Below are 15,798 nucleotides of genomic sequence, written 5' to 3'. Positions count from 1 at the left end.
AAACAAAAAGCAATCTTGTGGCTGATTTCTGATTAAGCAAAAGAGTAACAATTAACATTATTCCATTCATATACCCCCTTAAGTCAAATTCAAACCAGCCCTCCACACCCCTCCAAATAACGCCGTTTTATGGCAAATTGATTTCTCTTGCCAATTTTCTGAAATTGCCTTATCACTTAAAGTGTGATTTTGATCGTCTACGCAACGATCAATAGGGAAGACAAGCCCTAAGTCCGAGCGTACAATTGAACCCACTTTTGTGGGTGTCCCGGGATTCCGGGAGATTTTGCTATGTCCAGGTGCGATGAGCACTAAAAGCAAAATGCTGACTCGGACTCAGTACTTGTTACTCCCGGAATACCAATGCGAGGGCGCTCGCAACCGGAGGGGGGCTTGAAGTGCCAACCAAAAATCCAAATTTTGTTGATATTTCTATAGGCAAAAGAATTCGTCATAAACGCATTTCAATGGGACTTTCCCAAAAAGCATTAGGCAGCTATTTAGGCGTCAGTTTCCAACAAATCCAAAAATATGAAAAAGGCTTAAATCGTGTAAGCGCAGGGTGTTTACTCGAAATCGCCCAAAAACTGGAAGTTCCCATAAGCTTTTTTTATGCAGACCTTACTACAAAAGAAAATCTTTCAACAAAAGGCACTCTCTTACACCACAATCAAGAAACCTATAGCGAAAAAGAACACACCCTTCTGAAAAACTTTAGAGAGCTCAAAGCGAAAAAACAAAAAGCAATCTTGTGGCTGATTTCTGATTAAGCAAAAGAGTAACAATTAACATTATTCCATTCATATACCCCTTAAGTCAAATTCAAACCAGCACACCACACCTCTCAAAGAGCAGTGTTTTACGGCATAATAGAATAGAAAGATTTTGATTTTTCTTGCCAATTTTCTGAAATTGCCTTATGAATGAATACTGTAAGTTTGGTCATATACGCGACGACCAATAGGGAACTGAAAACCCGAAGACTTGACACATGAATTTATCCCGCATTGCGGGTATCCCGGAATTCCGGGAGATTTTGCTATGTCCAGGTGCGCTCTAGCACTAAAAGCAAAAAGCTGAGTCAAGTCAGTGTTTTCAGACTCCCGGAATACCAATGCGAGGGCGCTCGCAACCGGAGGGGGGCTTGAAGTGCAAACCAAAAATCCAAATTTTGTTGATATTTCTATAGGCAAAAGAATTCGTCATAAACGCATTTCAATGGGACTTTCCCAAAAAGCATTAGGCAGCTATTTAGGCGTCAGTTTCCAACAAATCCAAAAATATGAAAAAGGCTTAAATCGTGTAAGCGCAGGGTGTTTACTCGAAATCGCCCAAAAACTGGAAGTTCCCATAAGCTTTTTTTATGCAGACCTTACTACAAAAGAAAATCTTTCAACAAAAGGCACTCTCTTACACCACAATCAAGAAACCTATAGCGAAAAAGAACACACTCTTTTGAAAAACTTTAGAGAGCTCCAGCCGAAAAAACAAAAAGCAATCTTGTGGCTGATTTCTGATTAAGCAAAAGAGCACTAATTAACATTATTTGCCAATATATCCAACATCCTAAAGTATAAACTTCAGATCACCACCCCTCAAAGGATGAGGTTTCATCAAACGCGACAGATACGTCCTATTCTAAAATATTCTTGCCCCTTCACAACCCTAAAGCAAGATCACTGAAAACACCCGATCAACCCCTCTTCAAAAAGCAACTTTCTCCCTCTATTCCCTCACACCCTTTCTTCTCTCTCGTCAACGCACCCGCCCCTTCATCCAAACTTCCCCTCCCTTCACAAACTCTTCATCCCTCACACCCTTTCTTCTCTCTCGTCAATGCACCCGCCCCTTCATCCAAACTTCCCCTCCCTTCACAAATGCGTCCCCCTAGTTCTCTGACCACATTCCATGCCATGCCAAAAGCATACACACAGCACAAATCCTCCGCATCACTTTTACAGATATACATTTTTACGCTTTTACGTCATTACAGAAAGCAGAAAATCTGTAAAAAACGCATTACACAATAACATTTTCAACAACTGTCCTTAAAATCTCGCCTCCCTTTTCATTTAAATCCCCCTATTTTCACTTAAATCATAGATATAAACCGCCCTATTATTTGCATTGGCCAGCATAAAATTTTTCAACAAATTCTAGTTATCAAAAGGGTCATAAGAAGCATTTTACGACTTTTAAAAGAATTTTTATTTACATCCAGTGCTTTCTTGTAACGTACGAGAGTACATTTAATTGACTGACTATAAGAAAATTTGAAATGAGAAAACCTTTTCGCTTTTCTCATTCAACATCCGCAACGATAACTTATCCTTATAAGTCAGTATTTTTTCGTAAAACAAAACGCACCAAAAACAATATACTTGCGTTGCATATTCACACGCTTGTTTTAAAGACAGATCTCTCAACGCTCGTCACACCCATTTCGCAAACGCATCCATAAAGGCATGATACCCCCCATGAAGGGAAAAAATCCATTCAGCCCTCCTTATCTTTACGCTTATAGAGGAACACACCGACACTATCACAAAAACTCTGCCAGCTCCCAATGTTGCAGACAGCCTTCAGTTCAAGAGCCAATTCATTAAAGGCATGCCTTTCTTGTAAAGTTTTTACCCACATGGCCCACCCGCTCATGATGTGCAAGCAAGTAATTTTAATTGATTCAATATGAGAGAACTGGTGATGAGAAAATCTTATTATATTCAGCGTTATACTTCACGTTGAAGGTGATTATTTATCATAATAAATCCATATATTAACAAAAAAGAGAGTCATCTAAACGCTTTATTTTTTCACACTGAAAGAAAACATATAAAAATTAGATAAAAAAAAGGTTTGCCTCTAATAAACAAACCCCTGTAGAAAATTATTAAGATAATTTTCAAAATTTTAAATTAATCCCTCTAAAAGTAGCAAAGATACTTCAGAAGCATCAAAATGAATACAAAAACTTATTTAACACAACGTTAAGAAAAATCAAGAACAAAAAGTTTTTATCGTTAATGCACCTTTAAAAAACGAGTTTTTTAACCCACACAGCTCAACAATTTGGGGCTGCCCTATAAACGCCTCCGACCAATCCCTTCATCTCCCTCAAAAGACCGTATAAAAGGTTCACAGAGCAAGTCTTCGCTAAAAAATACCAATCGCAAGCACTCATAAAAGCCAGCGTTGGCCTAAAAGATCAGATTATCGAATAATCTTGCTGAAATGTCTTCCCAATCAATAAAAAAGAAGCGGACTTTTAAATATTTCCGCCTCTTTAACAATAAAACCATGATGAGGGATTATTTAAAAATTTCAAGACTGAGAAGAGAACCAATTTGATAACAGTTCATACCTTACAGGATCATCGGCACATTGTCCACCACCACATTCCAGTATAGTAGAAATCAAATTTGCCGCAATCAAAAACACAAATAAAAAACTTGCCGTTTTACTCAAAAATGGAAAAGGAGAAAATTCTTTGAACTTGTGTGCCAATTCGCCTAAAATCATGACAAATGAGACAGCAAAGATACAAAGGACAGAAATAATGAAAGCCCAAGTATAAAAATGTAATCCAAAGAACGTTGAACCATACCCCAAATCATCAGGTGTTATATGCAAAAACACTTGCCGTGCTGCAACAGCACTCGTTACCATACAACCGATAATAACCATACCATAATGAGTATTTTTCACCTTATGGTGAATATTGAGCAAGAACCCACAACCTGCCAGCATCAATCCAACGCGCTGTAGCAAACAAAGGGGACAAGGTAACTCAAACTTTACCAATTGATAATAAAAAGCCACGACCAAGACAATGGATAACCCAATGAGTCCTAGCGTATTCATAAAGATGACGAAGTGAGGATTTTTTTGTTCAACTTGTTCCATGGCTATTCTCTCAAAAAGATAAATTTAAAGTAGAAGTTGCGTGATGATTGAAAGTGAGAAGAATGACAACGAATAAAATTGCCCACAAAGCATAACTTATATTTTTTTTGCCATACATAGTCGTTATTGCAGTACCTAAAGCGATTAAAAATGGAAAAAACATAGCTTTAAATCTCCTTTACATCCGGTGTTGAACTTTTAATTTATTTCAGTTTCCACCATTATTACAAAATTAGGCAAAAAAGAGACCATGGATTTATTATTCACAATTCGTCATTCACTTTTCTTGTCATTATATTTTAAGTGAAAAAACAAAGAACCATACAATCGCTCAGAAACACATCTCAACAAAAGCACAAAAGCGTTGATTATTCGCTGCCCTTTATATCAGCTATTATTAAAGATATATCAACGATTATAAAGCGCATATTCCCCCACTCAATTAAAAGAATCACTTGAACAGCAAAATAAATAGCCTTTGAAATTAAGAGATCGACATCTCTTTATTTCTCAAAAGAATATCCTCACTTTGCAACGCATCTTCGCCATAAAAATCTCTTTTTCTCATAAGCAATTTTTCAAATTGCAGCAGATTTTATAGTATATGGTGGTCATGTTTATTTTAGCAAATAAAAATGAGACATTTTTTTAAAAAACTGATAATCAATGGCTTTCCCCCGATGTATTTTTTCCTCTTATCTTAAATAAACGACAATCCCACAACTCCACAACCACATGGGTCCCACACCCACCCCTTAACATTCATCCCTCCTCCTCAAAAGAAGTGCTTCATGACCTTCAATACTTTAATTTTTCATCTCTCAAGATCCCCCTTTAAATTTTTAGCTTTCCATCTTATTTGAAAAATAACTGTTTCTCTGTCATCAATTGGCTTTGCAAAGAGAATATAAAACTTTAAAAAAATAATGATAAAGAATCGCATTGAACCTTTGAAAAGGATGGTGAATGATGAAAAAATCATGTGATGTCGCGATTTTAATGGGGAGCCAATCGGATTGGCAAACGATGTGCCATAGTGCAGATATTTTGACGAATCTTGGTATTTCTCATAGTTCGCATATTGTCTCAGCACACCGAACCCCTGAACGCCTTTATCAATTTGCAAAAGAAGCAAAAGACGCAGGGTTTAAAGTTTTAATCGCCGGTGCAGGGGGTGCAGCGCATCTTCCTGGTATGCTAGCAGCCCTTACTCCTCTTCCTGTTTTTGGCGTTCCAGTACATTCTCATTCTCTTTCTGGTCAAGATTCTTTGCTTTCAATTGTGCAAATGCCAGCAGGAATACCCGTCGGCACATTAGCAATTGGCAAAGCAGGCGCAATTAATGCAGCACTTTTAGCCGCAGCCGTTATGGCCATTTATGATCATGATCTCGCCCAACGATTACAAGATTGGCGTCAACAACAAACAGCCAATGTCGCCAAAACGCCTGTAACGGAGGTTTAAAATGGCACCGTTTTCCAACACGCCCCCCTCATCCAACACCACCCTCTCATCCACCACCCCCTCACCTAACATGTTACCTCTAGGCAGCGTCATTGGTTTAATCGGCGGCGGACAGTTAGCACGGATGCTCGCCATAGCGGCCGCAGAATTAGGATTTCGAACAGTTATTTTTTGCCCTGAGGCCGATTGCCCAGCCGCTCAAACAGCAAACAACCATATTGTTGCCTCCTATGACGATACATCAGCCTTAGATCATTTTATTTCTCAGTGTGATGTTGTCAGCTATGAATTTGAAAATCTTTCACTTCAAACGGTTCAATATGTAGAGAAGAGTAAGCCTGTTTATCCTTCTTCCAAAGCATTAGAGATCACGCAAGATCGACTTTTTGAGAAGCAATTTTTACGTGATCAAGGGATTGGCACCGCCTCATGGTATGCTGTTGATAATTCTTCTTCTCTTCTTTCTGGTCTCAATGCATTAGGCGGACGTGGTCTTTTAAAGACGCGTCGTTTTGGTTATGACGGAAAAAATCAGATCAAACTTGATCGCCCCGATGAACAAACCCTTGACGAAGCCTTAAGAACTTTTCAGAAGCAGCCTTGTATTTTGGAAGAAATAGTTCCTTTTTTATCGGAAATTTCAGTTCTCTCGGCTCGCACAAAACAAGGGGAACATATTTTTTATGATTGCCCTGAAAACCAACACAAAAATGGGATTCTTCATAAATCCTTTGTTCCATCACATATTCCACTTGATGTGCAAAAAGCAGCCCAAAAAATCAGCCTAACAGTAATGGATGCCCTCGATTATGTTGGTGTTCTTTGTATTGAACTTTTTGTTTTAACGGATGGTCGTTTTTTAGTGAATGAACTAGCGCCGCGTGTACATAATTCTGGTCATTGGACACAAAAAGCATGCATAACTTCACAATTTGAACAGCATATCCGTGCTATTTGCGGTCTTCCATTGGGCAGCACATACCGCCATAGCGATTGCCAAATGACAAATCTTCTTGGGAACAATTTAAGCACGTTAAAATATTTTCTCACGCAAGAGCGCACCTCGATCCATTTATATGGTAAAAGCACTGTTCACCCCCACCGAAAAATGGGGCATGTCATCCAATTAATGGGACCAGCTAGCAAATCTTAACGCCCACATATAAAAACGCTTTTGCACCCAAGTGAAGACAGAAAAAACACCCTCTCCCCTCACACCGATATCCAGCGGCTCAAAACGCGCGGCGCGCCTAACCTTTTAACGCGCGCGCCCCTGACAGAGCTTCACGCCCTCCTACAAGCCCTGCTCTTTTAAAAACATCACCTCTTCTCGCCCACAAACTGCTTCACATCTCATCCCCCCTCAAAAACAAATCTTCACCCCACCCCGATTGACTACCCATGCGGCTCAACAAGCGCTCGCCAACCCCTTCACCCCTCTTTCTCCCACCCAAAACTCTGTCCCCCCTTTTCTCAAAAATATCCCTCCACGACTAAAAACACTCCACCAGCCCACCAACTTCACCTCACCGCCTCCTTCTACAGCATCATTATTCTCCCATGATAGAGGCAGCCCCTTCATTTTCCTTTTAATCCCAATCTTTAGGAAATAAACTGATCTATTGCGCCCATAGATACCAATCCACGATGCGCTTTTATTGTCTCTAGCCTCTCTTCTTATGTTTATTTTTGCACAAAAGCATTTTCACAAAAGCGTCGTTTTGTTTTCTCATAAAATCGCTGAGAAGTAAAACGTATTACTCTCCCCAAACAACTCTCGCAAACGCAGCCCAATATCGGCCAGAAGATAGCCACCCAGCATGGCAACTTTCCTCTCTCTTTCTCTTTTTTCCTTAATGGATAGAGGACTTTCTCCTTTTGTTCATCCGCTCAACATCTTTCTCGAAAAAGTTTTCCCAACGTCCCCCAACGGCTTAAATTTCTTCTTTACAAATCAATTTTTCTTCTCTCACGCTTCCCCTCTTTTCAGCGCATCGATTTTCCCACCTTTTCTTTAAGCTTGTTAAGACAATAAATTATAAGGCGCATCACCACCGTATAATGCTCATGGGTTTTATGGCATATCTTTATTGCATCCCGCATAGTTCTTTATAAACTCCCTTATCGTAAGCGTACTTTGTTTACACATACTCTCACCCACAAAAGGCTCTCTGTAACCCTCTATCCTGCTCCACAATGACATTTGTCAAGACCTTCAGACCCGCACTTCATGAAGTTCCAAATTTTTTCGCGCTGCAAGCTTCTTTCAAGAGCACCTAACAGCACCCTTAATTGACTAAGTATAAATGTTTATTTTATTATCCTGATAATAACTAAAATATACTTTTAAATACTATCATTTTAATACTATTATTGCCTTTAAAACGCTTATTTAGCAAAAAAATACTTCATTTCTAAAAATAACGAAGCAACTTTAAATGAGGCACAGTCTGTTCCTCCCAAAAAACGTAAAGGGGGTCCATTTAGACACATGTTGTTCCTCTTTCTTTTAACCTTTCGGAAACCCATTGTTCTCGTAACGAAAATCCTAGCGATAGGCTTTTTATTAATGACAGGAATTCTTTGTCTAACATACCTCGCGGGAGGAAGAGAGTCTCTGCCCCTATCGATCAGGATACCAATGATCATTATGTCAGCTCTCTTTGGCATTAGCAATATGTATATAAATTGGTACTATGACATACTTTTATTACGTCTATCGCCAGACAATGTAAACCTTTCACTCTTTCAATAAACATCCTCATAGACCACCCTTGAGAAAACCACCCTTGGGAAGGTCAAATTTTTTCTACAGCATGGATATTAAAAGGAATTTAAACCATCCACATTCAAGAGCCAAAGTCTATTCTCAGTATACTGGCTCTCTCACCGGATGATTTGAATTCCCCATCCGCTTGACAATATCCAGCAATCCACTCCACATAGAAATCATTGGGTTGCAAAAAATCATAAGCTATTGACTTCAAAGAGAAATTTATGCAGAATCTTTCACTCTAATAGCACAAATTTAATCCCTCATTAAAAGTTCCAAGCGCGCCGCTCCGTTCCTGATCTCCACGTAAAAGATATAATTACAGGATGTGATTACAGCACTAAGCTTATCCATTCCCAAACATCCTCTCAACCCTCACGTAAAATAAAAAGCCTCAAACAGAAGACACTTGTGTTGCCAATTTACGCACTTATTTTAACACGCGCTTATTTTAGAGAAACACTTATTTTAGAGAAACACTTACTTTAAAGAAACACTTGGCCAATGCACATTGCCACCACTTCACAACAGCCCCTCATCATAGAGTATAAAAGCTCTCGGTAATAGCTTAAACATTCATACATAGTGCACCACCCTCTTCAAGCTCATGAAGCGTAAACGCCAGCCTCATCACACCGTTTTGCCAGTCCCCAATGTTGCAACACTCTCTTAGCATTTGAAAGCATTTATAAAAGACCATTTTATTCCTTACTCTTCAAGTGTCTTTACCCATACACCAATCCCGCTTGTGATATGCAAGCAGCAATTGCTATGGTTAAAGATACACAGATTTGCAATGAGAAAACCATAATACTATGCGAAACTTTTAAGTTTGCTATGTTTACTATGAATAATAGAATTTGATCCTTATCAATTCATCCCATTTGTCTTCATTATGCAATTTATTTTCTAGGTTTTAAGAGCAAACTTTAAGAATATCATCACACACTAACAAAAAACACCTCATGGTATAAATTTTACATAAGCCTTATACACCGCCTAAACGATGATATTTTACGGAAAAACAAGATTCTTTTCTCACAAATGAGAAGCTTTTACTTATTTCCACTTTTTATCCTTCTTTTTTGCGAGAATATTTTTACCTTCAAGGCAACCATTAACCCACCATAGGAAATGTATAATACACCCTTGACAAGAATAAGACTTCTTGTTAGATCTCTCTTACTTTTTTTGCAATTTTTACTTATTCGTTGTGCTAATGAAGTGTGTTAATGCGTACCTTTAGAGTGCGTTTTTCTTTTTGTGATCACAGTGAAAAAGTGTGTCGTGTGATGTTATGATGCAAGTACGATATCGCGATGCAATGTTCCTAGAGTGAGCAGTGTATTGGGGTTGTGGTGTTGTATTTTCGTGTTTTAATGTTGTATTATAGTTGTATTACGTAAACTGTTTAACGGTGAATATGATGAAAATTAAAAATTCGCTTAAAGCACTAAAGGAGCGCCACCGTAACAATCGTTTGGTGCGTCGTAAGGGTCGTATTTATATTCTTAATAAAACGAACCCACGTTTTAGAGCGCGTCAGGGCTAATTCTTTTAGGGTTAATGTTTTTATGCCTACTCTTTGTAGGCTTAAAAATTTTTTCTTAAAGTTTTTTTGGTTATAAGTCCGTTGGTTACGAGTCCATTGTTTGATAATATTTGGTGATTTATCTTTTGGGGGCTTGTTTTTATGGATTCTTCTATTTTTCTAAAAGCTTTTCGATTTTTTCAGCTGCGTTTTTTCTGTATTTTCCAGCGTATTTTTTTTCTTTTTTTTGTTGGCACTTTTTGTTTTGTTCCCTCGAGCTATGGGCAAAATCCTCCTTCGCTTCCTGAAGATCGTCCTTCTCCACAATCGCTTTTACCGTTAGATGATCTTATTCCCAATTCTCCTGCCCCTTCCTCAACACCCTCCGATTCTGATTTGTCTGCGATTACTCTTGAAGATTTTGACAAAGAGCAGCTTTCCCATGTTGACAGAGTTAAGCAACGCAAAGAAGCCGAAATTTTACGTTTACTGAAAGAGTTGAAATATTGTGCTGATGTTTCTCAGGCGAAAAAGATCAGTCAACAACTTCAACATTTATGGTCCCAATCGGGGAGTGAGACAATTGATCTTTTAATGTCATGGGCTGAAAATGCGATCAGTAGCGACGATTATGGACTTGCACTTGATTATATTGATAATGCTCTTGCACTTTTACCTACTCACGCTGAAGCTTGGATAAGACGTGCTTGGATTCACATTCAACTAAACGATTTCAAGCTTGCCATGCTTGATCTCAACCATGCTCTTAAACTTGAGCCGCGCAACTATATAGCTTTTTTTGAACTTGGCGTTACCATGGAAGCAACAGAGCGTCCAAAACTTGCTCTTAAAGCTTATGAAACAGCATTAAAGTATTATCCACAAATGCGGAGAATTCAAAAGCGCGTGCAAGCTCTGTTAGACGAACAATCACCGCAAACTCTTTGAAACCATTCAAAAACAAGAGCTTTACGCATCCCTTCAAACTTGGATAAGACGCAAGCCGGCTTCACATTCCACTCAATAAACTAAAAGCCCCCTGCTTATCACCACATCATCAAACGCCCCCACGCAATTGACAATGTCTTTTTTGAATTTTGACCTGTTTTGTATTAAAGGAAGCTTCCAAACACTTTCAATATACCCCCCTACAGAATTTCTTCTCATAGCAAGCAAACGCTTCACGCCTGCGTCCTCTTCACACCGCGTCTTTTTTTACATCCCTCCATCATGGATAAAAAAATTTGTAAATAGGATCCTCAAAAAATATTTTTTTTGAAAAAAGCTTCAAACATCGCTTAGCACCTCTGATAAACTATCATCGTCTGTTTTTATTTTTATGAGCTTCAACCATAGCAGCACATACCGTATCAGCTCTCCTCTACCCCTCAAAGTTGACAAAATAGCACTGAAATATTCCCCATGAGACAAAAACTTCAAAGACGCAACGTCAGTTAAACAAACATTTTTGAATAAAAAACATCCCCTTCACCCCTCCTCCAAACATTCCCGCAAAACATAAAAATCAAGCTATTGCCAATAAACTGTTCTGCGTCACTCAATCACACACCCCCCACTCATATTTTTTGCTTTTTTTACTTTGAATAAAGCGTTCTATATATCATACAGCCATTTCTAGCAGCCACCAGCAAGATTGTAAAACCATCTTGAAAAAACTTTATGAAAAATAAGAGACTGAGGTTATTTTATCTCTAGCAGAAGATCTGAAATTGTTTTATATTAAGGAGGGTGTTCTGCGCTTCTCGACAGGAAATAACGTATTCCTGAGACCTTAATGATCTCCAAGGGAGCTGTCCCTGATCAAGCCCGTGGGCTTTTTCATATGGCGCCCACCTATTTGTATAGGTTCCCGGGATCAGCTTTTTCCATCGGCTGTTGTGGATCACCCTTTTTTACATCAATAAAATTTTTCCATATAAAAATTGAGAGCGCCCTTTTACATAAGACCAATGACGATACTCTCTTTTCAAAAAATAAAAATTACGAGGGGCTTTATTTTATGAAACAGACAGCGCTTACAAAAATAATCCCCTCTGTGAATCTGCTTCCTCCCTTAGCACGCAAGCAACGCAAAAGCGGTTTATCGCATCAAGATGCCCCTCTAACATAAGAGCGCACATTTTTTCATGAGCACAGCTCTTGTCCTAACAAAGATTTACAAAACGCCAACAATAGATAAAATACCAGCATCTTATAAAACAATTGACGAGACAATGACACAAAATCCCCTCTGTGAATCTGCTTCATCCCTTCGCACACAGCAACGCAAAAGCGGTTTATCGCGTCGTGATGCTCTTTTAATAGAAGAGCGCACACTCTTTTCGCAGCGTGCTTGTTTCCACTTTATTGAATACCTTGAAAAAAAGGGAACAGATTTTTCACGCCTCATTTTAGCAGGCTATTGGCCCATTAAATCGGAAATTGACCCGCGTCCTTTACTGGATGCTGTAGCGTTACGCGGTGGGCATTTAGCCTTACCAGCAGTGCTTGATTCCACCACCATGATTTTCCGTGCATTTTCGCCTAACACGATTTTAGAGCCCATGCGCTTTGGCACCTTTGGTCCAGGTGCAGACAATAGCGTTGTTGTCCCCAACAATATTATTGTTCCGCTTTCTGCGTTTGATCGTCAATGTCACCGTCTTGGCTATGGAGGAGGATATTATGACCGTGCGGTTGAAGCTCTTGAAAAACAAGGACATCAAATGACATTATGGGGCATGGGATTTTCATGTCAAGAGGTTTCCTCTATTCCCGCAGCAGAACATGATCTACAGGTACAGGGGATTTTTACAGAAAAAGGTTTCTTAAAATGTTAAAATGTGATTAAAGCGCCTATGCGTTTTTTATTTTTAGGTGACATTGTTGGTAACACAGGCTGTAAAGCTGTTTTTGAACACCTTCCTCAACTAATTGAGAAATGGCGGCTTGATTTTGTTGTGGTAAATGGTGAGAATGCCTCTGGTGGTTTTGGTCTCACACAAGAAACATATCAAGATCTTTTGATGATCGGTGTTGATGTTGTCACCACAGGCAATCATGCTTTTTCTCATAAAGAAACGTTGCAGTATGCCCATGAGAGCGATCGTTTTTTACGCCCTGCCAATTTTTCGAAAGAAACTCCTGGAAGAGGTGCTGGTATTTTTACAGCAAAAAATGGAGCCCGTGTTCTTGTCGCCAATCTGTTGGGCAGCGTTTTTATGCCGTGCAAAGTAGAAGATCCATTTGAAACAGCGGAAAATATTCTTTTAGCCTGTTCGTTGATGGAGCAAGCCGATACAGTTATTTTTGACTTTCACGCAGAAACGACAAGCGAGAAGCAATGTTTTGGCCATTTTCTTGATGGTCGTGTGAGTGTTATCGTTGGCACACATACGCATATTCCCACGGCTGACGCGCAAATCTTAGAAGGTGGAAGCGCCTATTTAACGGATGCAGGCATGTGTGGAGATTACAACTCATCTCTTGGAATGGATAAAGAAGAACCCCTACACCGCTTTCTTTATAAGACGAAGCAAAGTCGTTTTGAACCAGCGTGTGGTCCCGCCACCCTTTGTGGTTTAGCAGTTGAGATTTCAGATCGCACAGGTTTAGCAGAAAAGGTCTCGGCGGTACGGATTGGTCCTCATTTAAAGCCTGAAGTTCCAGATTTTTGGTAGCTTCTTTTAAGCCACCCCCTTTGATGATCGCTCTCCACTGTGCGCCCTTTGGATGATTGTTCTCCAATGTTTCCTGTTGAGAACTCTTTTTGGCAAGACGACTTTTCAAGCCTTTTCCAAATCCCTAAAAACCCGCGCCATCCAATTTTCCTAACACAAATAAGTCACTCTTTAAAAAGAGGAAAGGTCCAAATTTTCATGATTTTCAAAATGATGAGAAGGCGGTTCTATTGGGACATTTCTGCGGGGGGGGGAGGGAGAAATGCTAACCCCCTTCTCTAAAGAAAGGTCTATATAATAATTTATTATTTAGCAAGAGAATCTTTAATTTTTTTTTAAATCTAACGAAAAATTAATCTTAAAATTGCCTTCTGTTTCTTAGATTTGAGTTCTCTAAAACTTTTCAAAAGGATGTGCTCTTCTTTGCTTGAGATCCTTTCATCACAGGGATACAAGACGTTTTCTTTTGTTGAGAGATCAGCGTAAAAAAAGGAAATGGGAACATTGAGAATATCAGCAATTTCTTGTAAACGCCCCGCCCCTATACGATTAGAGCCTTTTTCATATTTTTGGATTTGTTGAAAAGTCACACCTAACTGGCTGCCTAATTTCTTTTGTGACATTCCCAGCATTGTTCTTTTAAAGCGAATTTTTCTGCCTATCGAAATGTCGTTAAAGTGTGGATTTTTAGCTTTCACTTCAAGCTCCCCTACCGGTTGCGAGCGCCTCTTATGCGTATTCCGGGAGTCTGAAAGTACTGAGTTCAGCCAGCTTTTTTGCTTTTAGTGTTAGAGCGCACCTGGACATGGCAAAAACTCCCGGAATCCCGGGATACTTATAAAGCAGGCTAATGTCTCAGCTTGGATTTTCAGGCTTTGGGTTCCACCATTCAACCACACTGTACAACGAAAACCCTGGTGTTGGTTCATAAAATAATTTCAGGAAATTAGCAATAAAATTAAAAAACAGTCTTTATTTTATGAGCTCCACCCCCGCCTCTCAAACTTTTATGCCCGCTCGTAAAAGCTCCAAAACGTAAAAGCTTCAAAACCATGAGATAAGACCTGCATTTATTGAGAAGATGAACAAACCTTGTTGTCTGAGATTAAGCCCCCCGAAAAGAGAGATTAAAGAATACCCTCAAAGGGAATTACACTGTGATGCGTTGGATTTTTGCGCCACAACGGACTAATTTTTCCTCCAACCTCTCAAATCCACGATCAAGATGATAGACACGATTGACAATTGTTTCTCCCTTTGCCGCCAATGCTGCAATCACAAGAGAAACAGAAGCACGCAAATCCGTCGCCATGACAGGAGCCCCTTGCAAATTCTCTGTTCCATAGACGGTTGCCGTCTGCCCATCAAGCTTTATCGACGCCCTCAAGCGATTGAGTTCTTGAACATGCATAAAACGATTTTCGAAAATCGTCTCTGTAATATGCGCGATTCCTTCAGCACGCGTCATGAGCGCCATGAATTGTGCTTGGAGATCGGTTGGAAAAGCAGGATAAGGTCCTGTTTTAATATCAACGGGCATAATTTTTGTGTTTTTTGGATTTCGTTTAACGTGAATTCCTTGAGGTTCTATTTGAATCTCGAGTCCTGTTTTTTGGAGCACCTTAAGCACTTTTGTGAGATGGTTAGGATTTGCATTTTTAAGAAAGACATCTCCTCCTGTCATAGCAACAGCCATTGCATATGTCCCCGCTTCAATTCGATCAGCAATAACGCGTATTTTTGTCCCTTTAAGTTTTTTAACCCCTTCAATTGTAAGCGTTGTTGTTCCTTCACCGGTTATTTGAGCCCCCATAGCATTCAGGGTTCGAATAAGGTTTGCCACTTCTGGTTCACAAGCCGCATTCTCAAGAACGGTTGTTCCCTTTGCCAGTGTCGCCGCCATAAGGATCACATGCGTTCCACCAACAGTGACTTTAGGGAAACGATAGTGAGCGCCTTTTAACCCCCTTGGTGCTTTTGCATGAACATATCCATTTTCGATCGTAATCTGTGCGCCTAAAGTTTTGAGTCCCTCAAGGATAAAATCGACAGGTCTTGTTCCAATAGCACATCCTCCAGGAAGCGAAACATAAGCCTCTGCGCATCGTGCAAGGAGAGGTCCGATAACCCAAAAGCTTGCGCGCATTTTTTTCACAAGTTCGTACGGCGCACGTGTTGTAGCTATTTTTTGCGCAGTAAAATGAATTGTTCTTGAATTCACACACTCATCGTTAAACTCTTGTCCATCAACGGCATATCCCACACCATGATTATTGAGGATACGAATAAGCAATTCGACATCGGCCAGATGAGGAATATTTTCTAAAGTGAGCGTTTCTTCTGTCAAAAGTGCCGCAATCATAAGAGGCAATGCAGCATTTTTTGCCCCTGATATAGGAATTGTTCCTTGAAGTTTTTTTCCCCCAACAATTTGAATAGAATCCATA

The 15,798-nt window shown here is 39.6% G+C and carries 16 protein-coding genes and 1 other RNA gene; 10 read left to right on the top strand and 7 right to left on the bottom strand.

Features of this window, described 5'->3' with window-relative positions; all coding sequences use genetic code 11:
• The first annotated feature begins 398 nt into the window (after positions 1 to 398).
• Complete coding sequence (locus ACFINF_RS07145; RefSeq protein ID WP_375620273.1) at positions 399 to 770, top strand: helix-turn-helix domain-containing protein; 372 nt, start codon at positions 399 to 401, stop codon at positions 768 to 770.
• 379 nt (positions 771 to 1,149) lie between these two features.
• Positions 1,150 to 1,521: a helix-turn-helix domain-containing protein gene (locus ACFINF_RS07140; RefSeq protein WP_375620275.1), complete on the top strand. Its 372-nt coding sequence runs from the start codon at positions 1,150 to 1,152 to the stop codon at positions 1,519 to 1,521.
• A 283-nt stretch (positions 1,522 to 1,804) separates the two neighbouring features.
• On the opposite strand, the gene ACFINF_RS07135 is transcribed toward ACFINF_RS07140, so the two are convergent.
• Positions 1,805 to 1,969 carry a hypothetical protein gene (locus tag ACFINF_RS07135; RefSeq protein ID WP_375620272.1) on the bottom strand — a complete coding sequence of 55 codons (165 nt, stop codon included), beginning with the start codon at positions 1,967 to 1,969 and terminating at the stop codon, positions 1,805 to 1,807.
• Between the two features lie 309 nt (positions 1,970 to 2,278).
• On the opposite strand from ACFINF_RS07135, the gene ACFINF_RS07130 reads away from it, so the two are divergent.
• Positions 2,279 to 2,461 carry a hypothetical protein gene (locus ACFINF_RS07130; protein WP_375620271.1) on the top strand — a complete coding sequence of 61 codons (183 nt, stop codon included), beginning with the start codon at positions 2,279 to 2,281 and terminating at the stop codon, positions 2,459 to 2,461.
• A gap of 35 nt (positions 2,462 to 2,496) precedes the next feature.
• On the opposite strand, the gene ACFINF_RS07125 is transcribed toward ACFINF_RS07130, so the two are convergent.
• The 3 genes from ACFINF_RS07125 to ACFINF_RS07115 form a co-directional block, all read right to left on the bottom strand.
• Positions 2,497 to 2,640, bottom strand: a complete 144-nt coding sequence (locus tag ACFINF_RS07125; protein ID WP_375620270.1) for a hypothetical protein — start codon at positions 2,638 to 2,640, stop codon at positions 2,497 to 2,499.
• A 681-nt stretch (positions 2,641 to 3,321) separates the two neighbouring features.
• The gene (locus ACFINF_RS07120) at positions 3,322 to 3,903 is read right to left on the bottom strand and encodes a disulfide bond formation protein B (protein WP_375620269.1); all 582 of its coding nucleotides are present in this window, start codon (positions 3,901 to 3,903) and stop codon (positions 3,322 to 3,324) included.
• Positions 3,904 to 3,913: 10 nt separating this feature from the next.
• Positions 3,914 to 4,066 carry a DUF5993 family protein gene (locus tag ACFINF_RS07115; protein ID WP_015856857.1) on the bottom strand — a complete coding sequence of 51 codons (153 nt, stop codon included), beginning with the start codon at positions 4,064 to 4,066 and terminating at the stop codon, positions 3,914 to 3,916.
• Between the two features lie 803 nt (positions 4,067 to 4,869).
• Here ACFINF_RS07115 and purE point away from each other — a divergent pair.
• Positions 4,870 to 5,367 carry a 5-(carboxyamino)imidazole ribonucleotide mutase gene (purE, locus tag ACFINF_RS07110; protein WP_015856858.1) on the top strand — a complete coding sequence of 166 codons (498 nt, stop codon included), beginning with the start codon at positions 4,870 to 4,872 and terminating at the stop codon, positions 5,365 to 5,367.
• 1 nt (position 5,368) lies between these two features.
• Positions 5,369 to 6,520: a 5-(carboxyamino)imidazole ribonucleotide synthase gene (locus ACFINF_RS07105; protein WP_375620268.1), complete on the top strand. Its 1,152-nt coding sequence runs from the start codon at positions 5,369 to 5,371 to the stop codon at positions 6,518 to 6,520.
• Between the two features lie 255 nt (positions 6,521 to 6,775).
• Here the strand turns inward: ACFINF_RS07105 and ACFINF_RS07100 are convergent, their stop codons facing one another.
• On the bottom strand, positions 6,776 to 6,949 hold the full coding sequence (locus ACFINF_RS07100; protein ID WP_375620267.1) for a hypothetical protein: 174 nt from the start codon (positions 6,947 to 6,949) through the stop codon (positions 6,776 to 6,778).
• Between the two features lie 2,617 nt (positions 6,950 to 9,566).
• Here ACFINF_RS07100 and ykgO point away from each other — a divergent pair.
• The 5 genes from ykgO (at position 9,567) to ACFINF_RS07075 (ending at position 13,351) form a co-directional block, all read left to right on the top strand.
• Positions 9,567 to 9,692, top strand: a complete 126-nt coding sequence (ykgO, locus tag ACFINF_RS07095) for a type B 50S ribosomal protein L36 (RefSeq protein ID WP_013545486.1) — start codon at positions 9,567 to 9,569, stop codon at positions 9,690 to 9,692.
• A 141-nt stretch (positions 9,693 to 9,833) separates the two neighbouring features.
• Positions 9,834 to 10,619, top strand: a complete 786-nt coding sequence (locus tag ACFINF_RS07090) for a tetratricopeptide repeat protein (protein WP_375620266.1) — start codon at positions 9,834 to 9,836, stop codon at positions 10,617 to 10,619.
• Between the two features lie 800 nt (positions 10,620 to 11,419).
• A non-coding RNA gene (gene ssrS, locus ACFINF_RS07085) (6S RNA) lies at positions 11,420 to 11,580 on the top strand.
• Positions 11,581 to 11,905: 325 nt separating this feature from the next.
• Complete coding sequence (locus tag ACFINF_RS07080; RefSeq protein ID WP_375620274.1) at positions 11,906 to 12,511, top strand: 5-formyltetrahydrofolate cyclo-ligase; 606 nt, start codon at positions 11,906 to 11,908, stop codon at positions 12,509 to 12,511.
• An 18-nt stretch (positions 12,512 to 12,529) separates the two neighbouring features.
• Positions 12,530 to 13,351, top strand: coding sequence for a TIGR00282 family metallophosphoesterase (locus ACFINF_RS07075; protein WP_375620265.1), 822 nt, complete (start codon positions 12,530 to 12,532; stop codon positions 13,349 to 13,351).
• 341 nt (positions 13,352 to 13,692) lie between these two features.
• Here ACFINF_RS07075 and ACFINF_RS07070 read toward each other — a convergent pair whose 3' ends face one another.
• Positions 13,693 to 14,049, bottom strand: a complete 357-nt coding sequence (locus tag ACFINF_RS07070; RefSeq protein WP_375620264.1) for a helix-turn-helix domain-containing protein — start codon at positions 14,047 to 14,049, stop codon at positions 13,693 to 13,695.
• A gap of 452 nt (positions 14,050 to 14,501) precedes the next feature.
• Entirely contained in the window at positions 14,502 to 15,797 is a 1,296-nt protein-coding gene (gene murA / locus ACFINF_RS07065) for a UDP-N-acetylglucosamine 1-carboxyvinyltransferase (RefSeq protein WP_375620263.1), read from the bottom strand.
• Position 15,798 lies beyond the last annotated feature (1 nt).

This window comes from Bartonella sp. TS25HLJMH (assembly GCF_042193505.1).
GTDB lineage: Bacteria > Pseudomonadota > Alphaproteobacteria > Rhizobiales > Rhizobiaceae > Bartonella > Bartonella grahamii.
This window is presented reverse-complemented; position numbering and strand designations above follow the sequence as displayed.